A 25,015-nucleotide genomic window follows, 5' to 3' on the forward strand; every position below is an offset into this window, starting at 1 on the left:
CTACATGTTGAACACCTTGCCCTCTCCCCGTTTTGCGAGCATGATCGCAATACCTTTACCCGTTAGTCAGAAAACCCACATGCTTACGATCAAGAAACTGCAAACCGCTATCTCAAGCCTTTCGGTATGGCGCAAGGGGGATCAACGTGCGCCACATAAGCCGTTATTACTGCTGTATGTACTTTCTCAATACCAAAAAAAGCATGGGCGACTCTTTAACTACGGGGAAGAGCTCCACCAGCCATTACTGGAGTTACTCAACAATTTTGGCCCAAAGCGCAAGCATCATTACCCAACCATGCCATTCTGGCGGTTACGCGGCGATGGGTTCTGGGAGTTGCAGAATACCGAACGCTGCACACTCCAAAAAGGCAATAAAGAACCACCAAAGCGCGAGTTGATTGAATATGGCGTGATAGGAGGATTCGATCAGGCAAGCTACCAATTACTGCAAACTAAGCCTGAGCTCATTGATAAACTGGCACAGCAGATTCTCAGTGAACATTTCCCTGAAAGCGTACAGGAGCTAATCGCCAATCAATTGGATTTCTCCTTAGGTGATATCCGCAAGTTACGCGATCCACATTTTCGTCAGAATATATTGCGTGCCTATAACTATCAGTGTGCCGTGTGTGGCTACAATCTACGCCATGACAATACCCCTGTCGGGCTGGAAGCGGCACACATCAAATGGAAGCAATATGGTGGCCCCTGCACTGTCACCAACGGGCTTGCACTGTGCTCGCTGCATCATTCTGCATTCGATATGGGTTCAATTGGTCTTGACGATAGTATGCATTTAATCGTTTCAAAAGGTATTAATGGCGGCCAGATGGTGGAGCAGCTTTTCTGGAATTTTGCCGATCAGCCAATCCTGCTCCCTCAGCAAAAAGAATATTATCCGCTGGAAGAGTTCGTCACTTGGCACCGTAGCCAAGTCTTTAAGCAATAATCCGCACAGATTAAAAAGGGGAGCCATCCGCTCCCCTGCTATTCAGACTGTTACCGATTATTGACCCGCTTTCAGTTTCTGGAAATAATTTTCGTACAGGATATTGGCGTTGCCAACATCGCTCTGCCATTCCCCTTTCTGGATAATGGCTTCATCAGGATACAATGACGGGTCTCCCGTGATTTCTGCCGGCAGTAGTTTTTTCGCCGCCAGATTCGGCGTCGGATAACCGATTTTCTGCGCAACCTGTGCCGCAATCTCAGGGCGTAGCAGGAAGTTAATCAACTTCATCGCACCATCGACATTCTTGGCATTGGCAGGGATCGCCAGGCTATCCATCCAGAAAATTCCGCCTTCCTTCGGCCAGATAATATCAACCGGTGTTTCCGACTGACGTGCTACATAGGCAGAACCCGTCCACACCATGCCCAAATCAACCTCACCTTCCATAAATGGATTGGCTGGGTTATCAGAGTTGAATGCCAGTACGTTTGGCATCAGTTTTTGCAGTTCCTGATAAGCCGCTTCAATCTCTTTCGGATTGGTCGTATTGCCGGAATAACCCAGCTTCAGCAATGCCATCTGGAAGACTTCACGGGCATCATCAGTCAGCACCAGAGCGCTTTGATACTGAGGCTTCCAAAAATCGGCCCAAGAGCTGATGGTTTTTGGATCAATATTATCGCTGTTGACGCCAATAGCCGTCGCTCCCCAGATATAGGGAATAGAATATTCGTTATTCGGGTCAAAAGACTTATGCAGCAGATTCGGATCAAGATTTTTGAAATTGCTGAGTTTGCTCGTATCAATCTTTTGCAGCATCCCCTCTTTACTCATTTTTGAGACAAAGTAAGTGGATGGCACAACTAAATCATAAGCGCCGTCTTTATAAGTTTTCAGCTTGGTATACATGCTCTCATTGGATTCATAGGTGGAGTAAATCACCTTAATCCCAGTTTCGTTAGTGAACTGGTTGAGCAAACCAGGCGGAACGTATTCAGTCCAGTTGTAGAAATACAGCGTTTTGCCATCATCAGCGGCAGCGGCATTCACCGAACCAATGCTAAATGCCATCATCCCAGCGGCTAGCAGATAGAACCACTTTTTCATGCAGTGTTTCCCTCACAGTTGGTGCGTTAGTCTTGTATAGGCTCGGAGTGAACCTATCCTTAGAAAAGCGGCTATTATAGAAACGACATTTCATGGGGTAAAGCCACTTATTCCATGTTTTATTGACGTTTTGGCAAGAAATTCTGATTTTTCAGGGTAAAAAGCGATGTTGCAAATAACGCGAAAGCGTGACCAGCCTGTGGCCACGCTTAAATCAACGTTAAACTTTGTCAGTACGATCACGCATAATAAACTGGCTGAACAGTACCAATATCAGTGACATTACCAGCAAAATAGTCGCTAATGCATTAACTTCCGGCGAAACGCCCACTTTTACCATCGAATAAATCTTGAGTGGCAGGATTTCATAGCTTGGCCCCGTCACGAATGAGGAAACAACCACATCATCCATCGACAGGGTAAAACTGAGCAGCCAACCTGCCATCACTGCTGGCATCGCCAATGGCAGGATGATTTTACGCAGAATGGTCAACTCACCCGCCCCTAAATCCCGCGCCGCTTCCAGCATTTTGACGTCAAAATCTTTCAGACGGGAATAAACCGTCACAACCACGAATGGCAGACAGAACGTGATATGCGAAAACAGCAGTGACCAGAATCCCAGTGAGACGCCCAGCAGCATAAACAGCACCAGCAATGAAATCGCCATGACAATATCCGGCGACATCATCACCACGAACAGCATACCGCTCACGAACTTTTTGCCACGGAACGAATAACGGTACAGAGCAACCGCCGTCAGTGAACCAATTAGAGTGGCAAACGTGGCGGAAGTGACCGCCATCGTCAGGGAGTGTCCCGCCGCTTGAAGCAAGCTGTCATTGTTGAACAGCAGGCTGTACCATTCAGTGGTAAAACCCTGCCAGCTAATGCCGAACCGTGACTGGTTAAACGAACTTACGATCAGGATCACGATCGGGATATACAGATAAGCATAAACGAGGGTCATGAAACCACCGCGCAACAGGCGTCCGATCATTCCAGTTCCACCTTCTTGTTCAGCAGCTTAGCCGCACGATAGTAAACCAGCAGCATCAGCCCCATCACCAGCGTCAGGCATATGCTGGTTGCCGCCCCAAACGGCCAGTCGCGAATATTAAGGAACTGGCTTTTTATCACGTTACCGATCAGCAGGTTTTTCGCCCCGCCCATCAGGTCAGCCACGTAGAACAGCCCCATTGCCGGCAACAGTACCAACAGGCAACCCGCAATAATACCCGGCATCGTCAAAGGAATAATGATGCGGATAAACGTCTGCAATTTTCCCGCGCCCAGATCACGCGCGGCTTCCAGACAGGGTTTATCCAACTTCTCAATACTGGAATAGAGTGGCATCACCATAAACGGCAACAGGATATAAACCAGCCCCAGCACGACGGCTTCGGAGGTATACATAATGCGCAGCGGTTTATCGACGATCCCCAGCCACAGCAGGAAATCATTCAGATAGCCACGGGTGCTGAGGAACATCTTCAAACCATAAATGCGGATTAAAGAGTTCGTCCAAAACGGGACGATCAACAGGAACAGCATCAGCGGACGCAGCTTCTCCGGCATACGAGCCAAGAAAAAGGCGAACGGGTAGCCGATCACCAGACAACATAACGTCGCGATGATGGCCATATCCAGCGAGTGTATCAATACTTCGGCATACAGCGGATCGAACAAGCGGGTATAGTTGTCCAGTGAAAATACCATCTGTACCAGATTGGCATCATCGCGGGTCAGAAAGCTGGTTCCGATGATCATCAGGTTCGGCATAAAGACGAACAGCATCAGCCAAGACACTATGCCCGTGATGACGATATTCTGGAATAGTTTACGCGTCTTCTTCATCGACCAGCACAACCTCCCAGCTTTCTACCCAAGTGACCGCGATCTTCTGGTTCAGGGAGTGGTCAACATCGGGATCGTCTTCGTTAAAGAATTCGCTCACCATAACCATTTTGCCATTTTCCATTTCGACCACCGAATCCAGCGTCATGCCCTTGTAGTTACGTTCACGCACATAACCAACCAGACCCGACACCTGCTCGCCATGATTGATCTCTTCGACCCGCAGATCTTCCGGGCGCAGCAGCACTTTCAGTATTTGCCCGGCGGTGACTGGCAACGAAGTGAAAATATCGCATTCGTGGCCTTCGACGTCAGCGCGTATCCGCTGCTCATCAATGCGATGCAGCACCTTGGCATCAAAGATATTGATTTCGCCGATAAAGCGGGCAACGAACAGGTTTTTCGGCTCCTCGTAGATCTCACGTGGCGTACCATCTTGCTCGATGTGCCCATCACGCATGACCACGATACGGTCTGACATCACCAGCGCTTCTTCCTGATCATGGGTCACGAAGATAAAGGTAATGCCGAGCTTGCGCTGAAGAGCCTTCAACTCATTTTGCATCTGCTTACGCAGCTTATAGTCGAGTGCCGACAGCGATTCATCCAGCAGCAAAACTTTCGGCTTGTTCACAACCGCACGGGCAATCGCCACGCGCTGCTGCTGACCGCCAGAAAGCTGAGCCGGACGCCGTTGGGCAAACTCTTCAAGCTGCACCATACGCAACGCTTCTTCAACACGCGGGGCAATCTCCTTTGCCGGTGTTTTCTGCATGCGTAATCCAAAAGCGACGTTTTCAAATACGGTCATATGGGGGAATAGCGCGTAACTTTGGAACACCGTATTAACGTGACGGTGCTCGGCGGGAATATCAGTGATATCCTGCCCTTCCAGTAAAATTTTGCCGCTATCCGCATCTTCCAGCCCGGCAATCAGACGGAGTACAGTGGTCTTGCCGCAACCGGATGGCCCAAGAATGGTCAGGAACTCGCCATCATTGATAATCAGATCGAGCTGTGAAATAACTTGTTTGCCGTCGAAACCCTTGCTCAGGGTGTTTAGTTCAACGAGTGGTGTCAGAGAGGTATTCTCAGTCATTTATGCTATCATCTATCCCTTGAAATAATGCAGATAGAACCGCCACGGGAAAAGACTGTGTCAGCCAGCAGGAGTCATTGTTTCTCCGCTGAAGCTCAAACCAGTGGCGCCGGTTGAAATTACGAAGCGCGCATAATAAACGCAGTAAGCTGAAATTGAAAGCCGAAACAATAACAATATGTCATTTTTTGTTATCATTTCATAAATGATAACATCACGCTCCATGTTGTCCCCAGTCTACACACCTGGAAATAATTTCCTATCGGGTATTTTGCAATCACTTTTAATTTTCTTTACTTTCAATGAAATCCTTCAAACACGAAAACCCGCTCTTCCCTCCATTAAAACTCACTTGAAAACACTGTTCATGCGACTTTGCCGCACTTCCGGCGTTATACAGACCCTGCTATCTTTCCTTTCCCCCTCGACAAAAACGCGCCATCCGATTCTTTTTTTGAAATCAATAAAATTATTCGAATTATTTTTTATTGTTTTAATAACAAAATTTATAATTCATTGTTTTTAATAAAATTTAAATAAGTAAGATCGTTATCACCCTTTAGGAAAATAATCCGAACCCCCTACTTTACACCCCAACTTTTTGACGATATGTTCGCATTGTTGCCGATAATTAACATTGACTATCTGCACAAATAAAAACAAATAAATAGCCCTATTCAGGTAATAAGGATCGCATCACCTCCTCACCTCCAAAAGGTGAGTTCATTTGAATATTGATGCGATATGAAGAGAATGAATAAAGATTATTTTTACTTATTCGACAATAAAAATAACGTAAATTAATTCATCGTCATTTTTTTTACCTCATTAGCTGAATCGTTTCATTTGATTATAAGAAGGTATAAATAGATGTTTCATCTATCGTTAAAAGATATCCATCTAGCGGCTTACGCTGACAATAAAGAAAGCGCCATTCGACAAGTTGCCGCTGCACTGGCCGCATCAGGCTATGTCAGTGAAAGATACATTGAAGGAATGCTGGAGCGTGAAATTCAGTCCTCAACCTATCTTGGCAACGGCATTGCCATTCCACATGGGACAACAGCAACCCGCGACCAAGTGCTGCACACTGGCGTACAGGTCTTGCAATTCCCTAACGGCGTAGCATGGGGAAATAACCAGACCGTCCATATTGTCATCGGCATCGCGGCCAAATCTGACGAACACCTTACCCTGCTGCATCAACTGACTCGTATTATCAGTGATGAAAACCTCGCCAGCCAGATGGCAAAAACCGCTTCGGCGGACGAACTCTATCGCTTATTAATGAGCACACCCTCCTCCCATTTTCTGGATGCGTCAACGATCACACTGGATATCGATGCTCATGACCTGACAACCTTGCAGGCCCTGAATATCGCCCGCCTGCAACAGGCCAAAGCGGTGAATGCTGCATTCATTGCCGATGTTCTAGCCAGACCGCCAATTCATCTCGGCCAAGGGCTTTGGTTGAGTGACAGCGCGACAGGCAACCTGCGCAATGCCGTTGCGATTACCAGACCCAAAACGCCATTCACAATGGACGGGCAGCCAGTTGGAGTACTGATGACCATCGCCTATGCGGATGATCAACTGCAAAGCCTGCTGAGCCCTATCAGCACCCTGCTGCAACAAAACAAGGCCGAACGCCTGTACTCCGCACCCGATGCCGCAGCCATCATCGCACTGCTGACAACAGCGACACCGCAGGAAGCGACGGCACTGAGCGCAGATTTTATCCTGCCCAATGAACATGGGTTGCATACTCGTCCCAGCTCACTACTGGTCAATACCATCAAACAATTCAACAGCCAGATCACCATCGCCCACCTTGATGGCTCAGGTGTTCCCGTTGATGGCCGCAAACTGATGCAAGTTGCGGGTCTGGGCGTCAAAAAAGGCGAACGCATTCGCTTCACCGCGGTTGGCTCAGACGCAGAACAAGCACTGACAGCGATCACAGCCTTGATTGAGCAGAACATGGGTGGGGAAATCGCATGAGCAAAAGAGTGGCAACCATCACCCTTAACCCTGCTTATGATTTAGTCGGGTTGACCACGGATATCAGCATCGGTGAGGTAAACCGCGTCCAGACCGCTGGATTATTCCCTGCCGGCAAAGGCATCAACGTGGGTAAAATCCTCAAAAACCTCGGTATTGACGTTACCGTTGGCGGTTTTCTGGGAAAAGATAATCAGGACAGCTTCCAGAACACCTTCACCGAACTGGGCATGAACAATCAATTCCAGCTTGTGGAAGGTCGGACACGCATCAACGTCAAACTCACCGAACAGAGCGGCATCGTCACTGATTTCAACTTCTCAGGGTTCAGCGTCAGCAAAGAAGAATGGCAACAATTCGCCAACCGCTCCCTCCAATGGCTCCGTGAGTTCAGTATGGTCTGCGTCAGCGGCAGCCTGCCCGCAGGTGTCGATTTGGATGACTTCACCCATTGGATGCAGCGCCTGCGCGAAGAGTGCATGTGCGTGGTGTTTGATAGCAGCCGGGAAGCCTTCGTTGCCGGGCTTAAAGCCCTGCCCTGGATGGTCAAACCGAATCGCCATGAACTGGAGATCTGGGCTGGCCGACCACTGCCGACACAAGAAGATATTGTCACCGCAGCCCATCAACTGCGCGCCCAAGGCGTCTCTCATGTCGTGATATCACTGGGAGATGAAGGTGCCATTTTGGTCAACGCCTCTGGCACATGGCTCGCCAAACCACCGCACTGTGAAATCGTCAGCACCGTTGGCGCAGGGGATGCGATGGTCGGTGGACTGATTTACGGCCTGATGATGGGGCAACCCAGCGAGCATACTCTACGCCTCGCCACCGCCATATCCGCCCTGACCGTCAGCCAAAGCAGCGTCGGCAGCATTGACCGTCAGCAACTGGCTCGCATGATGGCACGAGTAGAACTCACTCCTCTGCACACTCAATCAGCGAAAAACAATTAGAAAAAATAAAAAAGCAAAAAGGAAAACAGCGAGAAGGAAACCCTATGAATACATTGATTCTTACCGACAATCAGCAGGGACAGGCGCGCGCTTACCTTGCCAAACATACACTGGAGACCATCGCCGCCCAACACGGCCTCTCCCTTGTCACGGACGTGAACAGCGCAGAACTGGTGATTATCATCGGCGATTCTGCGCCTGATAACGTTAATCTGCATGGCAAAAAAACTTTTGCGGGCAGCGCGGAACAGGCGATCCGCGAAGCCGATACCTTTATCAGTCATGCCAAAAACCAGGCCAGCGTTTATCAATCCCAATATAGCCATCACTCGCCGGATAACACGGTTCAGCACAACACAATGAACATCGTAGCGATCACCGCCTGCCCGACAGGCGTGGCTCATACCTTTATGGCAGCGAAGGCGCTGGAGACCGAAGCACAAAAACGCGGCTGGCAGATCAAAGTAGAGACCCGTGGCTCCGTGGGAACCAACAACGCCATCACAAGCGCAGAAATCGTGGCAGCGGACGTGGTGATTGTGGCAGCAGATATCGACGTTGACCTTACCCCATTTTCCGGCAAGCGCCTCTACCGCACCTCCACAGGCGCGGCCTTGAAAAAAACCGCCCAAGAATTGGATAAAGCACTGACCACCGCCGGGATTTATAGCGCCAAGCGTGAAATTTCTGTCTCCAATAACCCCAAACCCGCAGGCACAGGCGCTTACCAGCATTTAATGACCGGCGTTTCCTACATGCTGCCGATGGTCGTCGCGGGGGGTTTGTGCATCGCCCTGTCATTTGTCTTCGGCATAGAAGCATTTAAAGAATCCGGTACACTGGCCGCAGCCCTGATGCAAATCGGCGGCGGCTCCGCACTTTCGCTGATGGTGCCAGTGCTCTCCGGTTACATCGCCTACTCCATCGCAGGACGCACCGGACTCGCTCCCGGACTGGTGGGCGGCATGCTCGCCGTCAGTACCGGCGCCGGGTTCCTCGGCGGGATCATTTCCGGCTTTCTTGCGGGTTACATTGCCATGCTGCTCACCACCCGACTGCGCTTACCGCAAAGTATGGAAGCCTTGAAACCCATTTTGATTATCCCGCTGGTCGCCACGCTGGTGACAGGGCTAACCATGATTTACGTCGTCGGTAATCCCGTCGCGTCAATGATGGAATGGCTGACCCATTGGCTGAAATCAATGGGAACCACCAATGCGGTGATCCTCGGTGCCATTCTGGGCGGGATGATGTGCACGGATATGGGCGGGCCAGTGAATAAAGCGGCTTATGCGTTTGGCGTCGGTTTGTTGAGCGCCCAGACTTACGGCCCGATGGCCGCGATTATGGCGGCGGGGATGGTTCCGCCATTGGCAATGTGGCTGGCGACGGTGATTGCGCGGAATAAATTTGACCAAAGTGAACGCGAAGGCGGAAAAGCGGCACTGGTGCTGGGGCTGTGCTTTATCTCAGAAGGGGCGATTCCATTTGCGGCGAAAGATCCGGTGCGGGTACTGCCGAGTTGTATTCTGGGCGGTGCAGTGACGGGGGCGCTTTCGATGTATTTTGGCGTGCAGCTGATGGCTCCGCATGGTGGGTTGTTTGTGTTACTGATACCGGGAGCGATTACGCCGGTGATGAATTATTTGGGGGCGATTGTGATCGGGACGGTGTTGACGGCTGGGGTTTATGGGGTGGTTAAGAAGAAGGCTGAGGTGGAGGTTAATGGTTGAGGAAGTTTTTGTAGGTTAGTAAATTTTGTGGAAGGAGTTGCGGCGATCCTCAACTCCGACAGCCCTTCTACTCTCCAGTTCGATATAACTCTTCACGACATTGACGACAGTAGTGAACTCTCTTGTCAGGAATTTTCCGCCATAAGTAACTGTAAATACGATTTGAACCACAGTAATAACAACGAGTTCCTATACTCGTTCTGGTATCTGGATAATTCGCCCAATATTCTTTTAATATTGGATAGCTCTCACGCCATTCTTTATCATCAACTCGGATAAACCGATACTAGACCAGCCATAATGCAAGCATAGAAAGGATGTATGAGTAATGAACGTTAGTAAGGATGAGGAGTAAGATTACAAGTAGAGTAGGCCAGCGTAACCAAAAGGGAAGACGTCGGAATCAAATTCCTAAACGGTAGCCCAGTTGGTGTGGCCTGTATTTTTTGTCATATAATTTCTTGTTTGGCAAGAGTTTCTTGGTATAAAATCAATATATTATGAGCATAATAATAATTTTTTCCTGCCCGTAGAAGAGCCTCAGAAACTCATTATTTTTATTTGAAAGCTTGACCGAATATAGTTCTAGGCTATATCTCTGTTCTGAAATATAGTTCACTCTGTCCTATAGCTTTTTACTCCAAGGTTCATCACAACAATTTAGTTGTTTATATTCTAGCTAAAATATAACTATTTTTTTCAGAAAAAATTAATTATTCAACATTAATTTATCGGTCAATATTTCCACATTAACACCAAAAAAATCTTAATAATCATTATATTATATATTTACCTTACCAATATATCTTTCAAATTCATGCTCTATCATTGGATAGAATCATGGAATTAATCTAAAGTATTATCCATAATGAAAACTAATGGTCTGAGGATGGCCGCGAACCTCTGGGCGGTAGCGTGACCACAAACATCATCATATTTTTTCTCCATAATAAAAAATTGTATCAATTATTCTTTCTATAAGAACTAGAACTAGAACTAGAATAATATAATTTAATAAAAAACAAAATCACATAGGCAAAGATATATCCAAAATTAGATAATTTATAAAATATCATTTTAAACTAAAATGATAATTAATTCACATAATAAGTTAAGGACTTAATCTAATGAGTAGAAAAGATTTCATACTCCAAAAAAATATTTCTATTAATGATCTCCTTATGGATACTGAAAATGCTAGAATTAGAGCTGGTAGTGATCAAAAAAATTGTATTTCTCGAATATTACGTAAAGAAAAACAAATGTTAATACTTATTGAAGATATAGCAAAAAATGGATTAACAACAATGCCTATTTTAATCACACCAACATATAATGGAAAATGGATTGTTAAGGATGGAAATAGAAGAATTACTGCTTTAAAACTGCTAAACTCCCCTGAAATATGTCCAGAACCTCATCTGAAAAATAAAATAATAAGCATTAGTAATAACTATAAACATAATATAACATCATTTATTGATTGTTTATCAAGCGAAAATAAAGAAGCTATAATTAATGAAATTATAGCCAGGCATTCAGGAACAAGAGATGGGGCAGGTCAATATGATTGGTCCGCTTATATGAAGACAATATTTTTATTAAATAATGAACATCCATCAGACTATAAAAGAGCTGGCCAATATATGTGCTGGGCTGAAAAAGAAGGCCTTGATGTTGAAGATGACTTTCCCATAAGTACAACTGCTCGTTTTTTTAATAAAGAAAATCTTAATCTTCTTGGATTCGAAATAGAAAATGATCAGTTGAAACCTATTTTATCAAAAGAAAAAATCATTAAAATGGCTTCTAAAATAAATAATGACTTCTCAAATAAAATAGTTGATGTAAATGATGTATTTAAGCCAGAGCATGCTACTAATTACTTAAACAGTGTAAGGAATTATGCAGGGATCTTAGATATAGAAACATATGAAGATAACACAATAAAAACTGATGCAGATGAAAAAAACTCACTTCAAAATTTCAGCCATAATTTAAAAGATAATACAAAACAAAAAGACGAAAATACTTATAATAAAAATTGTAATGACGAATTATCAAGAAAATCAATACAAGGTAAAAGAGGAAGAATTCCTAGAAAATCACCAGCAGAACGTAATAAAATTTTTGGAAGAACAAAAATAGGAATAAATATTCCTGAAGATGCAGTGAAAGTAAGAATGATTGTCGCTGAGCTTAGGCTGTTAGATGTTAAGAAAATCACTTTAGCTGTAACAGTGCTATTAAGAGCCTTGCTCGAGTTAAGTGACAGAGAATACAGAGCATTACATCATATAAAAGATAATAATGGACTTGCAAAAAATATCGCAACCAGCGCAGATCATATGTTAAGTAATGAACTTATTAACAAATCAGAACACAATATAATTATTGCATACACTCGCGGAGAACAAGGAATATTACATATAGAAACACTACAAAAATTTCTTCATAGGGAATCACATCATCCAGATTATCATACTATAAATACATTTTGGGACAATATAGGCTGTTTTGTAAGAGCTTGCTGGAAAGATTAAAGCAAAATTATATATTCATTTGAATAATTTCTCTGGTTTTATTTTTATTTATAATACCTCTCATCATTTCAATTATAATAGGTTACTTGATAACATCAGAAATTAACATATCAATTTCATCTAAAAAAAATAAAAAAACCAGCATGAAGATTCTATCTAATCCAATAAATTTTTTCACAAAAAAACACATGTATTTACAATAGGCAATACGATATTTATAATTACTTTATAATTTTATATATACATGTAATATCTATATTTCCCCTACTGAATATAACCTATCTATTTAATGAAATCATCATAAGAAAAGGTACAAAAAATATCTATTTTACCTTATCAAATACTTTCTAATAATATTAATTCATGATAATGATCATATAATTGATTACCATTTTACTAACAATAAGAAACCGAATAAATTAAGTATTTTTTTGACAATCTATTAACCACTTCATCAAGTAAAAGTATAGAGCCACAATCAACCTAATTTGACTGTAGACTCTGCTTTATAATTGTAGCCGATAATTCTCCCTAAGAGACTAAGATAAATTAAGAGTGTCAGAATATATAATTACCTCTTTCCCTTTAGATTTACATTGAGCACTATAATTCAAAGTGTATTCATGTTGTCTATAACGATTATAAATTTTCTTAATTTCATCATTATTATCATAGGAGACAATCCATCTAAAATTCATATCTGATAATATAGTCATGATTCGAACATGATCATCATGACTATAATAATTTCTATATAATCCTTGCCCCTTTATATAATAAGGGGGATCTAAGTAAACAATGGAATTTTCAGTAAGCTCTGATTTTAATCTTATCAATAAATCAGCGGCGTCGTCATTAGACACAGTAATTCCATCTGTAAATTTCCTTATATTTTCTATTCTAAATAATAAATTAGATTTATTAAACCTAGCATCTAATTTATAATTACCATCTTGATTTTTACCACCTATAACCCCTCCCTTTAAAATCCCAGAACGATTCGTTCTATTTAAAAAGAAAGTAGCAAAACCTAGCTCTAAAAATGAGTACTCAGTCGGAGATGCTAATATTTTTTTTTGCTTATGCCATGTTTCAATTGATACATCAATATTTTTAATGAAATCAATAAGCTCATCAGTATTTTCGACCAACACTTTCCAGAAAGAATAGATAGCAAAATCAGCATCATTTATATGAATGCGTGAAACATAACCATCAATTAATAAAGATAATGCAACTCCAGCACCACCGGCATAAGGCTCAACATATTCACAACCCTCAAGCCCATTTTTGCTAATTAGGCTTTTAATATGGGGAGCTAATTTAGTTTTTCCCCCCGGATACCTCAGAGGACTATAATTCATAATATACCAGCCAAAAATTTTATTAATTTCATATTATACAATCCTTCTATTTATTTTTCAATTTAAAAATCAAAATCCCATTCTTTTCTCTCAATACCATTGGGAATACAAACCTTACAAAAAACTCCTTTCAATTCATTAAAAAATAAAGAAATTTCATTTTTGTTTTTTTCATCATTTTGAAGCCAATGACGTATAACTAAACTGAAAAAAACAGAATGTTTATTAAATATTTTTTTATTCATATCTCTTTCTACACCTTTTAATGATCCATTTTGTTTTTTTAATTCTTCTATTTTTTCCTTTATTTCTGATATATCAGATTTAATATCACTCAGATATTTTTGCTTGGTATAACCTTGACCAATAATATTCTTATTCTTCCAGAATGTAGCTTCATTATTCAAATCTAGCCATTCTATATATTTAAAGAACATATTTTCAGGTGATTCTTTACCCGGTAAGGTAATAGTGCATTTGTTTAAATTACTATTTTTATCGCCATCAAGTATACAAATTGATTTTAATGATGTCTCTAATAAATAAGGATCTTTAAATATTGTAACTAAATTATCCGCTCCAATCTTACAAGGAATCAGATGAAAAAAACGCCTTACTAAAGCAAATTTTTTATTTTTCTCTTCAAAATAATCAAATATTTCATTAAGGAAAAACCTTGCTTCATCATCCTCCATGAATATAGGTATTCTCTTTTTATTATATATATTATCCCTTGTATCATTTTTTAAGTGCATCTTAATATCGATAATTGTAGGTTCTTCTATTTGTTCAATATCAGTATAATTATTCAACAAATAGATTACTTTTTGTTTATTCTCTAAGACATATTCAAGTAATGACAAACTATGAGTTGTCATAAAGACCTGTATTTTATATTTTAAAGAATATTCATTTATAATATCGAATAATTTTTCTTGTAAAGATGGATGGAGTGTCGCATCAAACTCATCAATTAAAAGAATACTAACATTATCATTACCAACAGATACCAAAGAATTATAATAATACGATAATGAGACCAATGCTTTCAATATAATAAATAAATTATCTTCTCCAGAAGATATAGTATTAGAATCTATACCATCAATAGAACTATCAAATTCAGGTCCAGATTTAAAGTCACTTACATTTTTAATTTTAACATCCTTAATTTTTATATTTATCAACTTACTATATAAATCTGAAATAATATTAAGGTATTCATCAGGAAGATTAAGTTTTACATTCTCAATCAACTCATCACCTACCTCCCCAGTAGGGAAAAGCCTTGAAAGTCCTAGATAAATGACAGGACATGAAGGAAGGAGTTGATTGTCTTCTGTCCTTGAATAATACGGTTTAATTGCATATCTATTCGCTATCTTAGAGTTGTGTTTTCTAAATTTTAACTTTCGACCGTCATTATATTCCACTTCAAAAAGGTTCCCCTTCATTCCGTTAGATGGGTCAATATAATTTTTAGCATCACGAACTAATGATTCTATTTTTGGGTTTAAAATAACATTCGTATTCTTAACTATCTTAAAGCAATTTGGATTCGAATAATCTCCGGAACTAACCGCAGGAGATTTAACTGAATTACTGATGATATGCAGTAAAGAAGTTTTACAAGTCCCATTAGTTCCAGAAATAACATTTATGTCTGGATCAAAACTAAATTTTAAGTTTTCAATTTTACGATACTTATGAACCTCTATTTCTCTTATCATTTTTAGTCTCTATATATTCCATTAAAAAATTAATACTTAATAGTATATTAATCATATAAGGAAAACCACTTTTAATATAAAAAACATAAAAATGAATAGACCCCACACATAAAACCTGTAATCGTACAGCAATTTCACATCATTCCCTACTTCCCCTCCCCTTATCTGAAAATCCCTCTAAGCCAAGAGAGTGATAACTGAAACATTATTCACGAGAGTATAAATCTACTATTCTAGCAACAATAACGTATAGCAACTCAGAAATAACCTTCGCCTATTGCGTTAACTCTATAACAAGCAAACAGATATCACGAGAAACCGGATCTTCTAATAAAACGATTTCCATAAGCTCCAACTTGATAAATAGCCATAAGCAAGTAGCCTGAATAAGGCACTGGGGATTAACTCACTAGGTGTTTATTCCCAACATTTGATGAAAAAGGCTTGATTGACTGGTCTGAAATTTGCCTCGATGGCAGCCATATTCGCGCGAGTAAAGATGCCGCAGACGCGAAAAAAAACATCCCAATATCGCTGACGATTATGCGTTAGATCGCTAAGCACTATGCAAAGTGACCTAATGAAATGGACACCTCCCCAAGTCGGTTTCAGTGAGCCATGCTGAATACATCAGCAAAATATGAAGAGGTGTCCAATGGAACAAATTATCGGAATTGACCTAGCAAAGCGAGTTTTTCAATTACACATTGTTTCTCCACTCGGAAATCCGGTTCAGAACAAAATGGTGAGCCGAGATAAACTCACCGCTTTCATGACTCAACAACCGCTTTCAAGAATAGTGATAGAAGCAAACTACTGGGCCTGCCAATTTAGGTGATTGGGGCACAAAGCTTCAACACCTCATTTATTCACAGGGTATCGCAGACAGAGCTATATGTAAAAAAATTGAAGAGATGTATTCTCTATTTAGTATCAATACAAATAATTTTGGAAGCGACACTTTACGAGTTAACAAAACTATAATTGACTCAGTTCTCCAAGAATTACCAAGTTGTTTTAAGTGCTAATTTAGCAGCAGTCGATTTATTTAAATATTTTTATAAATTTTATTGATATTTAATTCAAATAGTCTAAACAATTGACTTTGTCACAAGCGCCCTCCATTCTTTGCCAGGTTAGTTATCATTTTCTCTGAAAAATCATCTGGAGGCGCGGAGTAATACATGAAACGTTAAGTACCGAAATATAACATTTGCAGTTAATGTTACCCACTCACAGCAAAACACTAGTAACTTCCATACAAGTTTTAATAGGCAACCACATTTCAAGACATGAATGTTCATCGGGCTCAACCGATAAAAAATCATACTGCTGATAAAACGGAATGACTTCAGGACTCATTGGATCAACAAATAATCCGATAGCTGATATTTGCTGTGAAACTAACACCGTTCGATAGATAGCATCAATCAATAACTTCTCTCCTAATCTTTGTCCTTGATATGAACTATCCACAGCAAGACGAGCTAATTTTACCGCATTAAGTGGGTGGGGATATTTTTTATAATCTCTGTGGGCGGGCTGTGTTATCACGGAATACCCACTAAGAGTATAATATCCGAGGATAGTCGTTGGTTCTGAAGCCCGGCAAACGACGTAAGTTTTTGAGATATGTTTTATGGCCTTCTGTCGGGCTTGTTGTTGTAAGAACTGATTTAATTCACGGACACCGCAATCAAATGCTTTACGGTTATGTTGTTGAGTGATTTCTTCAATTATCAAGGACATTCACTTCATCCTTGTAATCTGCTGCTGCTTTAAGAAGCTTCTTACTTACTTTTGGTGGGCTTTCCAACGCCACAAATAATGCATCTGTACCTGCCATTGAGAGCTGCAATATTTCTGCTTGTTCAATAACATTGCGTGCCCTATCCATTGCCGCTTCAATAAGAAATTGCGAAAGGGTTGCACCAGAGTAATCGGCAGCTCTTTGTATAAGTTCTTGTATTTCTAAAGATGTTCGCGCAACCAAACGGGTTTCTTTACGCTCGGAATAAGTGCCCATAATTTCACCTTCTCTTCAATATAGATCAATTCCAGATAGTGCCATTATGGCACACAAAATCAATTTATACCAAATTGTATGCCATAATGGCATACAAAAATATCAATACAGTTATCACGATGGACAACCGCAACGCCATTTCAAGCGTAACGAACCTATGCCCAGAGAGCAATTTGCTAGCAATGGAGGGATCAATCTCCATTGATTTGGCGAACTGCCGTAAGCTTACGTTCATGTTTTCCAATGTTTCAGCAATGATTTCACCAGAATGCACATAGTTAACTATTCTTATTAGTCATAACCCTTTAAAGTAAAAATTTCAGTATCGATGTCATAAATTTCTGAATTCAGATGTTTCATTTAGCAATAAATGATTATATTTTTTCTTCTTTCCATAAAAAATAGTTAATCTATTTAACGGTAATCCTATTTCACTCCACTAAAAACAACCTTCATCAGAACAACACCACTCCACCGCACTTTTAATCAACTCCTCCGTAGCATCAATATACCTATCCATATAACCATCCCTACTAAGAATAAGCGGTATTTCAGTACATCCCATAACAAATTTTTCAACCCCAAAAAATTGCAGTTGAGATATAACTCCTTTCAGTAAAAAATATGCCTTTCCAGCATCGCCACCTTTATAAGCTAAAATACTTTCCATAACATAACACTGTTGAATATCATCAGGAATAACACAATTAATATTTTCTTTTTCCAATCTGGATTGATAAAGCTCGGATTTTATCGTTGCTGTTGTGGCAAGAATAGCGACATTATTAATCCTTTCATTTACAATTTTATTACAGGTGATATCAATCATATTTAAGAAATTAATTTTTGTTGCTGCTTTTAATTCGTTATACCAGTGATGGGCGGTATTACATGGCATAATAATACACTGAGCGCCAGCGCTTTCCAGTATTCTCAATGCAACTAACATTTTATTTAACGGCGATGCGCCATCAGAGATAATATTCGCTGTCCTATCAGGAATTTCAGGAAAAGAAACCGCAATAACAGGAATATGTTCTTGATCGCAGGTTGCCGGTGTATGTTTAATTATTTTTTCCATTGCATCTACGGTTGCAGCAGGGCCCATACCGCCAAGAATGCCAATTATTTTTTTCATATGCCACCTCAGTAAATAATCGTTATGATGGCACAGTCGTTACAGTTCGTAATTGCAATGTTTCCATGTACTATGCTGAATTTGCATAAGAGTTCTCATGCATAACAGCCAATAATCATTATTTTAAAAGGGTGGTATTATGCTGAATAATATTGAACTGAAATGGTTATATGATGCTGTAATGTTGGAAGAGTTAAGGAATTTCACTCTTGCAGCAGAAAGAAGAAATATATCCCAGTCATCTTTTAGCAGACGGATTCAGGCTCTTGAAAGCGCTGTCGGCTTTGAAATATTTGACCGTAATTTCAATCCATTACAGCTTTCTTTGCAGGGAAGGAGCTTTATTGTGTATGCCAGAAATCTTCTGAGCGATATAGAGCATCAGGTTGGAAAAATAAAAGGAGGAGACATAGCTAAACACCGAATCAATATCGCCGCTGCACATTCGCTTGCCATTTCTCTGTTACCTGAGTTTATTTCTGGCTTTGAAGAAAAGTCGGACAAAATTTTTAATGTCGAATCAATTAATGTTGATGAGGTTGTGCATAATCTTAAAAAAGGAAAAAGTGATTTTATTCTGTCTTTCTTTAATGAAGAACTGATGACGTCCCCCTTCCTTCATCATAAGGTGCTGGATGCTCAGTTACATCTCGTATCGGGCTGTAAGCCTGATGGAGAGCCGTTATATAGTCTGGGTAGTTCACCTTTGCCATTAATGAAATACACCGATGAAAGTTATATGGGGCGGCAAGTCAATCAATTACTGGAAAAAGATTTCAGCGACGGGTTCAATTATTTTTTTCATTCATCCATGAGCGAACTACTGAAGCGTATGGTGCTAAATGGTCATGGTGTGGGTTGGCTGCCGGATTATTCAATCAGTAAGGAACTCAAAAATCAGCAATTGTGCATTTTGGGTCAAGATCATGCCTCGATAAAAATGGGCGTTTATATTTATCGCACTCACTCCCGGCTCAATCCTTCCTCAGAACGCTTTTGGCAGTATATGCGAAAACGCGAAAACGGTAGCCAGTAAACCAATCCCCAGCAGCATAGGTAACTATGTCACTGGGGAAACATACACTCACTCAGGCTTCTTGGCCGATCGGTTCCAGTTCGGAACGCCCCTGCTTTTCTTCCAGTTTAGCAATCACGGCGGTGGAAATGCTGTTACCGACGACATTGGTCGCTGTACGCCCCATATCGAGGAACTGATCAATGGCAAGGATCAGCAAGATACCCGCCTCAGGAAGATTGAACATGGGCAGCGTTGCCGCAACGACCACAACAGAAGCACGCGCGACACCTGCCATACCTTTGCTCGTGATCATTAGCGTCAACATGATCATGATTTGCTCTGTGATACTCAGGTCAATATGGTATGCCTGTGCAATAAAGAGTACCGCAAAGGATTGATACATCATTGAACCATCAAGGTTAAAGGAATAACCCAGAGGCAAGACGAAGCTGGAAATTTTTTTCGGTACGCCAAATCGATCCAATGCGTTCATAGTCTTGGGATAGGCTGACTCGCTGCTCGCGGTAGCAAAAGCCAACGCGACAGGCTCCCTGATCAGCCTCATGAGTGAAAATAGGCTTTTCCCAAGGAAAAGAAACCCAACCGCCGACAAAACAGCCCATAGCAAAAATAAGCCGAGGTAAAAGAAGCCGATAAGTTTGCCATAATCGTAAAGCAGCCCCAGACCTTGCACTGTAATCGCAGAAGCAATGGCCGCAAATACCGCAACCGGTGCGAATGACATCACGTAATCGGTGATACGAAACATGATACGCCCCAGATCTTCAATGAAGGTCACTATCGGGCTTTTTTTCTTGCTGTTATGGCAGACATATGAAAGCGCACTACCAAAAAATATCGAAAAAATAAGGATCTGTAAGATTTCATTATTCGCCATAGCGGCTGCGAAACTACTGGGGAAAATATGGCTGATAAAGTTTTTCAAGGTGAATCCGCTGGTGTTGAGGCCTGTATCAACATTGTCCTGTTGAGGAACACTGACATTAAGCCCAACGCCTGGCTGGAACAGGTTAGCCATCAGCATCCCAATGCCGAGTGAAACCAAACCAGCGATAATAAACCAGGCCATTGCTTTAATGGTAATTCGGCCTACAGATGATGAGCCGCCGATTGATATCAGGCCTGCAACAATCGTGGCGAATACCAGTGGGGCAATAATCATTTTTATCAGGCGGAGGAATACATCGGTAATGATGTTGATATAGGAGGCAACTTCTTTGGTCTGGCTGGCATCAAGATAATGATGAAAACCCCAGCCAGTAATAATTCCAAGCAGAATGGCGATGATGATTTGCTTCATGAGTTTTTGTCTGTTCATACGACCTCTTAATTCACTGAAAAGAAAATATTGAAATTATTTATTTTGTTTTTCTGTTCCTTAGCTTTTCACTCGCACAAATACTGACCTTTTTTTAACCTTTGATGAAATGCAAATGAAAGAAGCCTTATGCAGAAAATGCATAATGTTGTTCGGAGTGGTATTGAGATAGTACTTAAGCTCACAAAATTATGTGACAAGAAACAATATGGATCTTTGGTAGTAAGTAGTTAATGAAAATTTATATTCTTACCAAAAACAGTATTAGTTATCCAATTAATATTACACCAAGTTTTTATGACTCGATTGATTTACTCAGTTTATTAAAAATAGTCACATAACTAGAAAATCTAGTAAAAATACCCCTTCATAGAAGGGGTATTTTTACTTTTTCACTCTTTTTATAAATATGAATATGTTTAATCATGATATTGACTTATGCAAATAGTGCTTATAATGCTCTTTTACACTATCTCTACAATAAGATACAACAGGCGCTAATTTATCAATGTGCTTGTAAGAATCTTGATAAGTAAAAATATTTTTTTTATCAACACACCATATAATTTGTTCAATTACGTCACAAACAAGAATGTCAGATAGATCACTAATTAGTTCTATCGGAAAGTTTGGCTTACCGTCATTTGAAGAGGTGGTAATTACTTCCCGATAATCTTCAATAATATGTGCTCGTGAATAATGATAAACTAGCTCTTCTTCATTTTCACCTGACATACCTACTATTTTTTCTCTATCTGTAAGGGGCACCCCACTGTTATGATAAATGGAATTAGTATCATAAATAGAATGAAGAAGTCCGGCCTTAATAACTTCTTTTCTACAGCCATGCCTTTTCAGTAGCACAGCCGTTTGAATAAGATGTGCAGAATGATGTCTACCATAAACTTTCACTTTATCAATCTCATAATAAAGTGCAACCTGCGATAATATATTCATAAGTCACCATATTTTTTTTCATATAAATTAGAGATATCTTCCTGCCTACAGGTCAATAATTCATGAAAAAGAGGAATGAAACGGACAAAAACAGCAGCAATAATTATTATTACAGCAGAAATAATCAAGGCGGTCATACTTCCATAATTTTTTATTATAAAAGGAATAAATAACAGACCAAGTGGATTTCCAGCACCAATGAATGCGTTGTGAATAGTTTGAACCTTTACACGATTCTTCTCAGGAATTGCAACTGAGCGACAGGATTCCACACTAACATTATTCATCACTATTGCCACTCCCATTATAAACGTCAAAATACTCCAAATAAAAATATGATTGATAAAAGACAGTAATAAGAAGCACAGCCCTATTGTCCAGAAAGAAAGAATAACACTCTGAGCCCTGCCAATAACTAATTCAATTTTTTTCTGAAAATAACATGATGAAAAAATAGCTCCTGCGGCTGCACACCCTTCAATTAAACCGATCATGATGGGGTTATTTCCTGCAACATTTACGATAAAGTAGGGTATGACAAATGAGGAAAATGAAGCAAGAAACATATTAATAATCATGGAAAAAAAAGCCCACCAAGGTTCAAAACGATAACTTATAAATATCGCTATTGAATTCTTTATATTATTTCCAGAAATTTTTTCTTCAGAAGAAGAAAACGAGCGCCCTTTATTATTCAAAGAAATTAAAATAATTAAAGAAATTAATGCAGATACTATAATGACCCATATCATATTTGTAAAGCCAATTGACCCATACCCTGCCATTCCAATTGCGATACCAAATAAATTATTTAACGCTTGGATTAAAAATATTTTTCTAAACGCCTCATCGATAAGAATATTATCCACTATAGCTGGAATAAAAGCGTTAACTACAGGCGTAAAAAATGAATCAACAAAACCAATTCCAACAGAAATAAAAATAAAAACCAGAGAGCTTACACTTGTAGATTTAACAATTATAGTTAACAGTGATACACCAATAAATAATAAAATAAATTGAGTAAGTATTCGTTTTTTTTCCAGCTTTTCAAATTTATGGGCAAGAAAAATCCCAAATACACTTTTTGACGTAAAATAAAAAAAAAGAAAGCACGATGATAGCCATACACTATCACTACTTAAAAAATAGAGCGTTATAATAGCAATAAGGATTCGTGATGATAGTATATATATCGATTCAGCATAGCATATTTTCCAAAAATCACTTGTCATTGTTTCCTCGCATTCCTAACATTGCCATTTTTATATCATCTAGAAGTTTTTCTCCAACTGGCGTGAGTCGGGCATGCCTTTCTACTATATTCAATGTATCATTGTATTTACTCATCGATATGTCTAAACGCTCTGCGAATTCTTTGCTGTACTCTCCATCATAACAATCAACAAATTTCTGTAATGACTGAGAAATCCGACATAAAACAAAAAGCGCGTGGAATATTCCTATCATTGGTCTGGCATCCTTTCTAAAAGGTGCACGAAATCTTTCTTCAGGATCATTTTGTACAATATAATCATCAGCATTAATAATATTTAGAGTATGATGAGCACACTCATGAACAATGTGTTCAATATAATATGGCAAGGTATTTTCTTCATTGGCATAAAGAAATATCAATCCCCATAAATTAAAATTACAGCCAGAACGGATATAATATCCTTTTGTGCTACCTGTAAGATAAATAGTATCAATAAACTCACAACATTCCCTATAAGACTCAATATCGAACTCTTTTAAAAGATTAAGTGCATCATTAATTTTTTCTTTTTCTACACTAATATCTTCAACTTTTTGAAATCCGACCTTTACGCCTTTATCATCCTCATTAAGAATCTGTAAGATCATATTAATATCAAATTCAGATTGCGTCCTATAGTCTAGAGCAGTTATATTAATAGTATGTTCATTTAACATTTCACAAGATTCAGACACCTTCGCCGCATATTTCAGATAATTAATACACAATTCACGATTATCTTTTTCCGCAGCACATACGGCTAGATAATAGGCTCCGCAAATATTCCAGCGCAGCTGAAAATTTTCAGGGATAGATAATTCAGACTCACTGTTCTATGAGATAGATTAATGATTTTTTTATATTATTTTGAAATTTTTCCCGAAATTTAGAATATTCATAATTGGCTTTTGCAATTTTCATTTCATTTTCCTTAAAATAATCCCTTCCTCAGAAAATCCCGAGGAAGGGAAGCATTAATTAGTCATCTTTTTTATCGTTGACAGCCCAACTAGCTAATTGAGATTTAATCTTTACTACATTTTTGACATTGAAGTTATTCATTATTTATTCCTTTCATAATTAAAGCCTGAGAGATTTATAATAGTACAGTACTAAATAATTAAGAGATGTACTACTTAATAACAAATAGCACTATCAAATAGTGTATGCAAACATTAAAAATTCACCATTGACATCCTGTTTAATAAATCCCTGTAAATATATTTAAATAAAGACAAATAATTTATTAATTCAAACAGTTAATCACGATAAATAAAAACTCCATCTGTTCGAAGATTAGAAAATTTATTTTTCACTCTTTACTTTCTTAAAAATACTTTTATTAGAAATAATAATTTCAATTAAATTATAAATAACGAACTGTAATTATTCAACTAACTAAAACAATCACATTCCCATTGAGCGCTATTAATATCAATGGTAGTGTGACCAAGCACCAAATTAGTGAATAAGGACAGGCTCTTAATCAATTAGCACATTTATTTTGCTCGATAACCTTCAGGAGAAAGCGATATGCATAAGACGGCTGATATCTTAGAAAGTAAAAACTATGTTGAATCAATAACAGACATAAAACCAACGATAGGTATTATTTTAGGCTCCGGGCTGGGATCATTCGCAGATACGCTTGAAGGTGCAGTCCATATTCCATATAGCAATATCCCTCATTTTGCAAAATCAGAAGCGGTTGGCCACTCCAATGAATTGGTTATCGGTTCTATTGGCGGCAAAAATGTTGTCGCGATGAAAGGACGTTTTCATTACTACGAAGGATTTACGCTTGATCAAGTGACATTCCCTGTCCGTTTAATGAAAGTACTGGGTGTTGAAAAACTCATCATCACCAATGCCTGTGGTGCAGTGAATACCGATTTCAGCCCCGGCGATTTAATGCTGATTACCGATCACATTAA

The 25,015-nt window shown here is 39.8% G+C and carries 23 protein-coding genes; 8 read left to right on the top strand and 15 right to left on the bottom strand.

Annotation, left to right across the window (positions count from 1 at the left end; all coding sequences use genetic code 11):
- Positions 1 to 79: 79 nt before the first annotated feature.
- Positions 80 to 952, top strand: a complete 873-nt coding sequence (locus tag PSI22_RS12310) for a phosphorothioated DNA-binding restriction endonuclease (protein ID WP_273580044.1) — start codon at positions 80 to 82, stop codon at positions 950 to 952.
- Between the two features lie 57 nt (positions 953 to 1,009).
- Here PSI22_RS12310 and potD read toward each other — a convergent pair whose 3' ends face one another.
- From potD to PSI22_RS12335, 5 genes are all read right to left on the bottom strand, one after another.
- A complete protein-coding gene (gene potD, locus PSI22_RS12315; RefSeq protein ID WP_273580019.1) occupies positions 1,010 to 2,062 on the bottom strand; it encodes a spermidine/putrescine ABC transporter substrate-binding protein PotD in 1,053 nt (350 codons plus the stop codon).
- Between the two features lie 220 nt (positions 2,063 to 2,282).
- Positions 2,283 to 3,062 carry a spermidine/putrescine ABC transporter permease PotC gene (gene potC, locus PSI22_RS12320; RefSeq protein ID WP_273580020.1) on the bottom strand — a complete coding sequence of 260 codons (780 nt, stop codon included), beginning with the start codon at positions 3,060 to 3,062 and terminating at the stop codon, positions 2,283 to 2,285.
- Positions 3,059 to 3,919 (bottom strand): spermidine/putrescine ABC transporter permease PotB, encoded by an 861-nt coding sequence (gene potB, locus PSI22_RS12325; protein ID WP_273580021.1) that lies wholly within the window; start codon positions 3,917 to 3,919, stop codon positions 3,059 to 3,061. The genes potC and potB overlap by 4 nt, the downstream gene beginning before the upstream one ends.
- A complete protein-coding gene (potA, locus tag PSI22_RS12330) occupies positions 3,903 to 5,018 on the bottom strand; it encodes a spermidine/putrescine ABC transporter ATP-binding protein PotA (protein ID WP_273580022.1) in 1,116 nt (371 codons plus the stop codon). Before potA ends, potB begins: the two co-directional genes overlap by 17 nt.
- Positions 5,019 to 5,078: 60 nt before the next feature.
- Positions 5,079 to 5,243, bottom strand: a complete 165-nt coding sequence (locus PSI22_RS12335; protein WP_273580023.1) for a hypothetical protein — start codon at positions 5,241 to 5,243, stop codon at positions 5,079 to 5,081.
- A gap of 645 nt (positions 5,244 to 5,888) precedes the next feature.
- Here PSI22_RS12335 and fruB point away from each other — a divergent pair.
- From fruB to PSI22_RS12355, 4 genes are all read left to right on the top strand, one after another.
- Positions 5,889 to 7,019, top strand: a complete 1,131-nt coding sequence (gene fruB / locus PSI22_RS12340; protein ID WP_273580024.1) for a fused PTS fructose transporter subunit IIA/HPr protein — start codon at positions 5,889 to 5,891, stop codon at positions 7,017 to 7,019.
- Positions 7,016 to 7,975 (top strand): 1-phosphofructokinase, encoded by a 960-nt coding sequence (gene fruK / locus PSI22_RS12345; RefSeq protein WP_273580025.1) that lies wholly within the window; start codon positions 7,016 to 7,018, stop codon positions 7,973 to 7,975. Before fruB ends, fruK begins: the two co-directional genes overlap by 4 nt.
- A 44-nt stretch (positions 7,976 to 8,019) precedes the next feature.
- Positions 8,020 to 9,708: a PTS fructose transporter subunit IIBC gene (gene fruA / locus PSI22_RS12350; protein ID WP_273580026.1), complete on the top strand. Its 1,689-nt coding sequence runs from the start codon at positions 8,020 to 8,022 to the stop codon at positions 9,706 to 9,708.
- Between the two features lie 1,127 nt (positions 9,709 to 10,835).
- A complete protein-coding gene (locus PSI22_RS12355; RefSeq protein ID WP_273580027.1) occupies positions 10,836 to 12,251 on the top strand; it encodes a ParB/Srx family N-terminal domain-containing protein in 1,416 nt (471 codons plus the stop codon).
- A gap of 539 nt (positions 12,252 to 12,790) precedes the next feature.
- Here PSI22_RS12355 and PSI22_RS12360 read toward each other — a convergent pair.
- On the bottom strand, positions 12,791 to 13,615 hold the full coding sequence (locus tag PSI22_RS12360) for a DNA adenine methylase (protein ID WP_273580028.1): 825 nt from the start codon (positions 13,613 to 13,615) through the stop codon (positions 12,791 to 12,793).
- A gap of 62 nt (positions 13,616 to 13,677) precedes the next feature.
- Positions 13,678 to 15,345, bottom strand: coding sequence for an ATP-dependent nuclease (locus PSI22_RS12365; RefSeq protein WP_273580029.1), 1,668 nt, complete (start codon positions 15,343 to 15,345; stop codon positions 13,678 to 13,680).
- Between the two features lie 655 nt (positions 15,346 to 16,000).
- Here PSI22_RS12365 and PSI22_RS12375 point away from each other — a divergent pair.
- The gene (locus PSI22_RS12375; protein ID WP_273580030.1) at positions 16,001 to 16,183 is read left to right on the top strand and encodes a hypothetical protein; all 183 of its coding nucleotides are present in this window, start codon (positions 16,001 to 16,003) and stop codon (positions 16,181 to 16,183) included.
- A gap of 395 nt (positions 16,184 to 16,578) precedes the next feature.
- Here the strand turns inward: PSI22_RS12375 and PSI22_RS12380 are convergent, their stop codons facing one another.
- From PSI22_RS12380 to cuyB, 4 genes are all read right to left on the bottom strand, one after another.
- Positions 16,579 to 17,094 carry a GNAT family N-acetyltransferase gene (locus PSI22_RS12380; RefSeq protein WP_273580031.1) on the bottom strand — a complete coding sequence of 172 codons (516 nt, stop codon included), beginning with the start codon at positions 17,092 to 17,094 and terminating at the stop codon, positions 16,579 to 16,581.
- The gene (locus tag PSI22_RS12385; protein WP_273580032.1) at positions 17,078 to 17,371 is read right to left on the bottom strand and encodes a type II toxin-antitoxin system TacA family antitoxin; all 294 of its coding nucleotides are present in this window, start codon (positions 17,369 to 17,371) and stop codon (positions 17,078 to 17,080) included. The genes PSI22_RS12380 and PSI22_RS12385 overlap by 17 nt, the downstream gene beginning before the upstream one ends.
- Positions 17,372 to 17,435: 64 nt before the next feature.
- Complete coding sequence (locus tag PSI22_RS12390) at positions 17,436 to 17,645, bottom strand: helix-turn-helix domain-containing protein (protein ID WP_273580033.1); 210 nt, start codon at positions 17,643 to 17,645, stop codon at positions 17,436 to 17,438.
- 165 nt (positions 17,646 to 17,810) lie between these two features.
- The gene (cuyB, locus tag PSI22_RS12395; RefSeq protein ID WP_273580034.1) at positions 17,811 to 18,509 is read right to left on the bottom strand and encodes a cysteate racemase; all 699 of its coding nucleotides are present in this window, start codon (positions 18,507 to 18,509) and stop codon (positions 17,811 to 17,813) included.
- A 139-nt stretch (positions 18,510 to 18,648) separates the two neighbouring features.
- Between cuyB and PSI22_RS12400 the strand changes: the two genes are divergently transcribed.
- Positions 18,649 to 19,545 (top strand): LysR substrate-binding domain-containing protein, encoded by an 897-nt coding sequence (locus tag PSI22_RS12400; RefSeq protein WP_273580035.1) that lies wholly within the window; start codon positions 18,649 to 18,651, stop codon positions 19,543 to 19,545.
- 52 nt (positions 19,546 to 19,597) lie between these two features.
- Here the strand turns inward: PSI22_RS12400 and PSI22_RS12405 are convergent, their stop codons facing one another.
- The 4 genes from PSI22_RS12405 to PSI22_RS12420 form a co-directional block, all read right to left on the bottom strand.
- Positions 19,598 to 20,866, bottom strand: a complete 1,269-nt coding sequence (locus PSI22_RS12405; protein WP_273580036.1) for a dicarboxylate/amino acid:cation symporter — start codon at positions 20,864 to 20,866, stop codon at positions 19,598 to 19,600.
- 423 nt (positions 20,867 to 21,289) lie between these two features.
- Entirely contained in the window at positions 21,290 to 21,823 is a 534-nt protein-coding gene (locus PSI22_RS12410; protein ID WP_273580037.1) for a DUF6817 domain-containing protein, read from the bottom strand.
- Positions 21,820 to 23,058, bottom strand: a complete 1,239-nt coding sequence (locus PSI22_RS12415) for an MFS transporter (RefSeq protein ID WP_273580038.1) — start codon at positions 23,056 to 23,058, stop codon at positions 21,820 to 21,822. The genes PSI22_RS12410 and PSI22_RS12415 overlap by 4 nt, the downstream gene beginning before the upstream one ends.
- Complete coding sequence (locus PSI22_RS12420; RefSeq protein ID WP_273580039.1) at positions 23,048 to 23,758, bottom strand: aKG-HExxH-type peptide beta-hydroxylase; 711 nt, start codon at positions 23,756 to 23,758, stop codon at positions 23,048 to 23,050. The genes PSI22_RS12415 and PSI22_RS12420 overlap by 11 nt, the downstream gene beginning before the upstream one ends.
- Before the next feature lie 856 nt (positions 23,759 to 24,614).
- Here PSI22_RS12420 and PSI22_RS12425 point away from each other — a divergent pair.
- Positions 24,615 to 25,015: purine-nucleoside phosphorylase (locus PSI22_RS12425; RefSeq protein WP_273580040.1), on the top strand; the 401-nt coding region annotated here is incomplete at its 3' end.

This window comes from Xenorhabdus aichiensis (assembly GCF_028598775.1).
Taxonomy (GTDB): Bacteria; Pseudomonadota; Gammaproteobacteria; order Enterobacterales; family Enterobacteriaceae; genus Xenorhabdus; species Xenorhabdus bovienii.